The 5541-nt window shown below is 41.0% G+C and carries 4 protein-coding genes and 3 pseudogenes; 3 read left to right on the top strand and 4 right to left on the bottom strand.

Going from position 1 to position 5541, the window contains the following annotated elements:
- Positions 1–57: 57 nt before the first annotated feature.
- From FD47_RS13540 to FD47_RS13530, 3 genes and pseudogenes are all read left to right on the top strand, one after another.
- Positions 58–921: an ABC transporter ATP-binding protein gene (locus FD47_RS13540; RefSeq protein WP_054736515.1), complete on the top strand. Its 864-nt coding sequence runs from the start codon at positions 58–60 to the stop codon at positions 919–921.
- Position 922: 1 nt separating this feature from the next.
- Complete coding sequence (locus tag FD47_RS13535; protein ID WP_054736516.1) at positions 923–1783, top strand: ABC transporter permease; 861 nt, start codon at positions 923–925, stop codon at positions 1781–1783.
- Positions 1784–1928: 145 nt separating this feature from the next.
- Positions 1929–2877: pseudogene (locus FD47_RS13530) on the top strand (IS30 family transposase).
- A gap of 14 nt (positions 2878–2891) precedes the next feature.
- On the opposite strand, the pseudogene FD47_RS16150 reads toward FD47_RS13530, so the two are convergent.
- The 4 genes and pseudogenes from FD47_RS16150 to FD47_RS15925 all read right to left on the bottom strand — a co-directional run.
- A pseudogene (locus tag FD47_RS16150) lies at positions 2892–3754 on the bottom strand (YdcF family protein); the annotation flags it as partial.
- 75 nt (positions 3755–3829) lie between these two features.
- Positions 3830–4585 (bottom strand): ABC transporter permease, encoded by a 756-nt coding sequence (locus tag FD47_RS13520; RefSeq protein WP_054736518.1) that lies wholly within the window; start codon positions 4583–4585, stop codon positions 3830–3832.
- Positions 4582–5232, bottom strand: coding sequence for an ABC transporter ATP-binding protein (locus FD47_RS13515; protein ID WP_010383508.1), 651 nt, complete (start codon positions 5230–5232; stop codon positions 4582–4584). Before FD47_RS13515 ends, FD47_RS13520 begins: the two co-directional genes overlap by 4 nt.
- Before the next feature lie 118 nt (positions 5233–5350).
- Positions 5351–5541 (bottom strand): annotated as a pseudogene (locus FD47_RS15925) (hypothetical protein); the annotation flags it as partial.

The following is a 5541-nucleotide window of genomic DNA, read 5'->3' as shown; positions in this document are numbered from 1 at the left end:
TCGGGCCTTTGTAAGACTCTAAACAGGTTCTTATACTAGTTTAGAGAGGGCGACATAATGATCATTCAAACAAAGGGACTTACTAAAACTTATCAATCAAAAGTGGTGGTTGACCATATTGATTTAGCAATCAAAGAAGGAAGCTTAACTGCTCTACTAGGACCCAATGGCGCTGGTAAAACAACCACTATATCGATGCTCACAAAGATCTTAAATCCAACCAGTGGAATGATCAAGATGAAACCAGACATAAAGATTAGCATGGTATTTCAACAGAGTATTTTAGATAATGATTTGACAGTTATGGAAAATTTGAGTATTCGAAATAGACTTTATAAAGAAGCCAAATCTAATCATATTGATGCTTTGATTCAGAAAATCGGGTTAACTGAATTTATTAATCAAAAATACGGCCGACTTTCTGGTGGGCAACGGCGACGAGTTGATATAGCAAGAGCTCTACTTAATCAACCTGATATTATTTTTTTGGATGAGCCAACTACGGGTTTGGATATCCAAACCCGCTCGGCAATTTGGAAATTGTTGCATTCATTGCAAAGTCAAAATAATTTAACCATTATTTTGACGACACACTATCTTGAAGAAGCAGACAATGCAGATGAGGTTTATATTATTGATCATGGCAAAATAATTGCCAGCGGATCCGCTGATGAAATTAAAACACAAAACTCCAGCAGTAAACTCGTGATTGTTTCTGAACAAGCTGATCAATTAATGGCATTGATACCAAGTAAAATAATTCATACGCAGATTAATCATAAAACCATTTGTTTAAAGGCTAATTCTGACGAAGCACTCTCATTATTATTAAAGTTTCGTATTTTCATTAAAACGTTCACTTATCAAGAGGGAACGATGGATGATGCTTTTTTGTCATTAACCGGAAGGAAGATGCATTGATATGATTACTTTAACAAGGAGAAATCTACTGTTGTATTTCCGCAATCGCCCCGGAGTATTCTTTTCATTATTGGGAGCAATGATTTCATTTCTCTTATATGTTGTCTTTCTAAAAAAGTCAATGATAAGTAGCTGGAAAACTGTCCCTAGTTCTCACCAATTACTTGATTTTTGGTTGATTGGAGGGACTTTATCAGTGACTGCCATCACAACCACCCTTACCTCACTTGGACAATTAGTAAAAGATAAAGAACGCAAGGTTATTAAAGATTTTTATTTAACAGACCTTTCTCATTTTGAAATCACCATGAGCTATATGTTAAGTGCCGCTTTGATTGGCTTTATTATGCAAATAGTTATGTTCGCACTGATGATAGGATACTTTTCAATCACAGATAACTTGACCATGCCATGGGAGTCGCTACCAGCTGTAATTTGCGTTGCTCTTTTTAGCTCTTTACTAGCAGTTGTAATTAATATGCTGTTTATCCAGTTTATTAGTCGCTTTGATTCCTTGAACGCTATAGGAACAATTGTTGGCACGGCCTCTGGCTTTTTAGTGGGTACCTATATTCCAATTGGTATTCTTCCTAACTTTGCGCAGTTACTTATCAAATTAACTCCGGGTGCATATGTAGCAGCAATTTATCGACAAATACTTATGGCAGATAAATTAAAAACCGCTTTTCATGGTCAGCAAAGCCATTTTGAAAAAACGATGGGGATTAAGTTAGAGTGGCATCATTTATTAACTGGAATGCAAACGACTGTGCTCCTTACCGTAGTTTTTTTATTAGGAATAGCAGTTTTACTAATTGTTGACTTAATTCGAAGCAAGGAAAATGTGAGAACGGTTGATTGAGATAGCAATATGATGAAACAAGTAGACCAATGTTTTGTGATTATTGGGTAGATTGTAAAATTAATCCGAACGCTGTTCGGACAAAAAAGATCAGCTTCCTTTAAAATGGTGTTTACCACAAACACATCTTTTAGGAGCTGATCTTTTGTCTAGTATAACCTATTCTGAACGAATTAAAATCGAAACCTTTTGTGAACTAGGCCTGTCCAATGTCCAAATGAGCGATCGCCTAAAACGATCACCTGCCACAATTTCTTATGAATTAGCTTGATGTGAACCTTACCAGGCCGAAGTGGCCCAAACAGATGCCGAATACAAGCGGTCACGATGTGGCCGAAAGACTAAGATGTGGCCGAAAGACTAAATTGAATGACAAATTAAGGCAAATAATTTTAAACCATTTACGGCTAAGTTGGTCACCAGAAATGATAGCTCACGAATTTAAACTAGCGACTAAATCAATTTATAATTGGTTAAATCAAGGGAAAATTGAGTTTTCTTTAAATGATTTGCCTGAACATGGCGTGCGCCAACGGCGTAACCTTGACCAACGTTCTAAATATAATCAATCATTAGGACGGTCAATTGAACAGCGACCCATCGTGGTTAATCGACGTAATCGCATCGGTGATTTTGAATTAGATACAATTGTTGGCCCCCGTGGGCATAGTAAGGCAGTTTTATTAACCTTAATCGATCGCAAATCACGGTTCCTTTGGGCCTACCGATTAAAAAACCGGACAGCAGTAACTGTTAATGAAGCCCTAAATAAGTTTCTAGCAACTTTTAATGGCCCGGTGCATAGTTTTACGGTGGACCGTGGCACTGAGTTTAGCGGTCTAGTATCACTTGAAGCACAATACGGTATTAAGACCTATTACTGCCATGCTTATACGCCAGCTGAGCGCGGCAGTAATGAACGATTTAATCGGAACTTACGCTATTTTTATCCTAAGGGGACTTATTTTGAGCACATTAGTGCTCAAGGCTTGAAAACTACCTTACCCGAAATTAATCAGAGACCACTTAAAATACTTGACTGGCAAACACCTTATCAGGTCATGCTGACCAATTTGTCAAAAAATTCGGATTAAATTTGCAATCTACCGTAATTATTTGTAACAAAAATCGTTCGTGGATTTTTAACAGGTCCCTGTGCAATCAATTGCTTACTAAACTGCATATTTTGCAAGGTCGTCTTCGATTGCGTCTCCGCCCAGCCATCCGTTTCAGGAAGGCCATGCGCAATGGCGTATTCCAGCATGGCTTGGTCTTCCGGAACCGTTTCATCACCACCCTGACCACCTGAGAAAATCATCACGGCCCGATGATGCGTCTTGCGTTGTTGCTTCTGATAAAAGCGCAGTCCACGCATGATTCGTTGCCCTAGCAATGGCGAGACACGGTCTCCATCTAACAAGCCAGCCCCAAGCACAATAATATAATCTTGTCGCAGACGGGGCCAATTGAATTGATAAATCGTCAGCATCGTCAGATAGTTATAAAACCAAGGTAAAAAATGACCAGATTCGGAAATACCGTCAAAAAATAACTCACGGGCTGCGGCACATGACTACTCAACAGATTGCCTAAAAATGGCAAAATCAGAATGGCCAGTCCCAAGTACAAGGTCAGCATATTCGCCAACGTATGACTCTCATGACGCCACATGATCCACGCATTCCATAAGAGCAAGAAAGCTTGTAAGGTAAAAATCAGCCCAATCAACAGGATCAGCAACACAAACAACGTCCCACTGATAATGATCAACCAGTGGATATTGCTACCTAAGATTGTAATCGCCAGCATGGTTAAAAACGAATAGAAAAATAGCGAAAACCAAATACCGTTACCTAGGCGAACCTTATCGCGATGATAACGCCAACCAAAAATGGTTCCAAATATGAGTGGTACTAACCAGCCCCAGTAAAACATTGATGGAACTGGAACCCAAACCGCTGCGTCATTCACATCAATACCCCCGCATTAAGTTTTATTTCAGCTTCCATCATAAAGGACTCCCCGCGGGACTGCAATCAGGAGTCATTACTTCAACTGTTTTTGTTCATTATAGAAATTACGGTAAGCTAAATAGCACGCAATGATTGACCCCAAACTAGTCGCTGATAAGAGCATGAACGTGACCATAATTTGATACTTAATGGCCCGTACTGGATCGACCCCTGCAAAGATCAAACCGGACATCATCCCTGGCAGACTGACTAGACCCACAGTCTTTGCCGAATCAATGGTTGGTGACATCCCCGTACGAATCGCCTCACGCACGATGGCAATCGAAGCATCAAGTAGACCAGCCCCTAACGCCAACCGTTCAAGCACACCTTGCCGCTGGTCACGAAACTGACTATTGAGGCTGCGATAAGCCAGCCCAATTGCGACCATTGAATTCGACGCAATCATACCAGAAATGGGAATCATTTGCGATGGCACAAACTTAATCGCACCAGATAGCACGAGGACGCCGAGTGTTACCCCCGTACTAACAAAAATGGCTAATAACGAAATGGCTAATGCATGGTCAATCCCCGGCCCCCGTTTTTTCGCATTCCAAGCCGCATTGAAGATAATGAAGCCCATCATCGCCAGCGTTAGCCACAAATTGTTGACTCGGAAAATATACTTTAGCAAGTAACCCACGATAAATAGTTGTACAACAGCCCGCACGACACCAATGACGATGTCCCTATCCAAGCCAAGTTTCTGCCACAAACTAATTCCTAACGCGACGAGCACTAACATTGCCGCCAAAAATAGCGACGTATTATTAACTGCTAAATTCATGCGTGTACCTCCAATCTGCCAGCAACCACTTTCGCTAATTGATCTGCCGCAGCAATCTCTGTCGCGTCATGAGTAATCATGATCGTTGTCACGTGATCCTGCTCATTTAACTGTCGTAACCAGGCGTGCACGATTTGCTTATTATTTTCATCCAAACCAGCTGTCACCTCATCTAATAACAACACTTTTGGTAAGAATAAGATGTTGCGAATCAGCGCGACCCGCTGCCGTTCACCACCGGAAAGCTCGATAATCGGCTGATGCAGGGTTCGTTCGGACAGCCCAACATTATTTAACGCCGTTACCACTCGTTGCGTATCCATGACTTGCTTACGAATTTGGTACGGGAAAGCTAAGTTATCTGCCACCGTCTCACCAAATAACGTCGGTTGTTGGAAACAATATGAGACTTGCCGCCGATACATGATTGGGTCATAACTTTCAATCGGCTGCCCATCAAAAATCAAGGTCCCACTTGTTTTAGAAATCATGGCCGCAATGATCCGTAATAACGTACTTTTCCCACCACCGGATGGTCCCGTCAATGTAATATGAGCCCCAGCTGGAATCTGCCAATCAACATCATGTAAAATATGTTGATCAGCGATTTGATAATTAACTTTTTCTAAACTAATCAATGAATTCATATGCCCACCCCCGATTACTAATTTAGAATCATTATAACCTGACTGTTAGGCGACTTTCAAACAATCCTCCTCAGTTATCCTGTGTCTTTCCACATGCTATAATGGAGGTTAACACAGTTCACAGAAAAACGAGGTCAAAATCAAACTTATGCCACAATCTAATCATTATTCGCACCAATCCCGATCGCACAATGATCGGCGCCGACAACAGCCGGATGAAAAAGTGCAAGCGACCGTTAACATCGGCCAGCGTTTTCCACTGACCATTGGGATGACTAATCCTTAGAAGCTGTCCAAGATCTATGATTT

The sequence above is a fragment of the Lentilactobacillus parafarraginis DSM 18390 = JCM 14109 genome, assembly GCF_001435895.1.
GTDB lineage: Bacteria > Bacillota > Bacilli > Lactobacillales > Lactobacillaceae > Lentilactobacillus > Lentilactobacillus parafarraginis.
The sequence above is the reverse complement of the archived record's forward strand: the minus strand, read 5'-3'. Positions and strand labels throughout refer to the sequence as shown.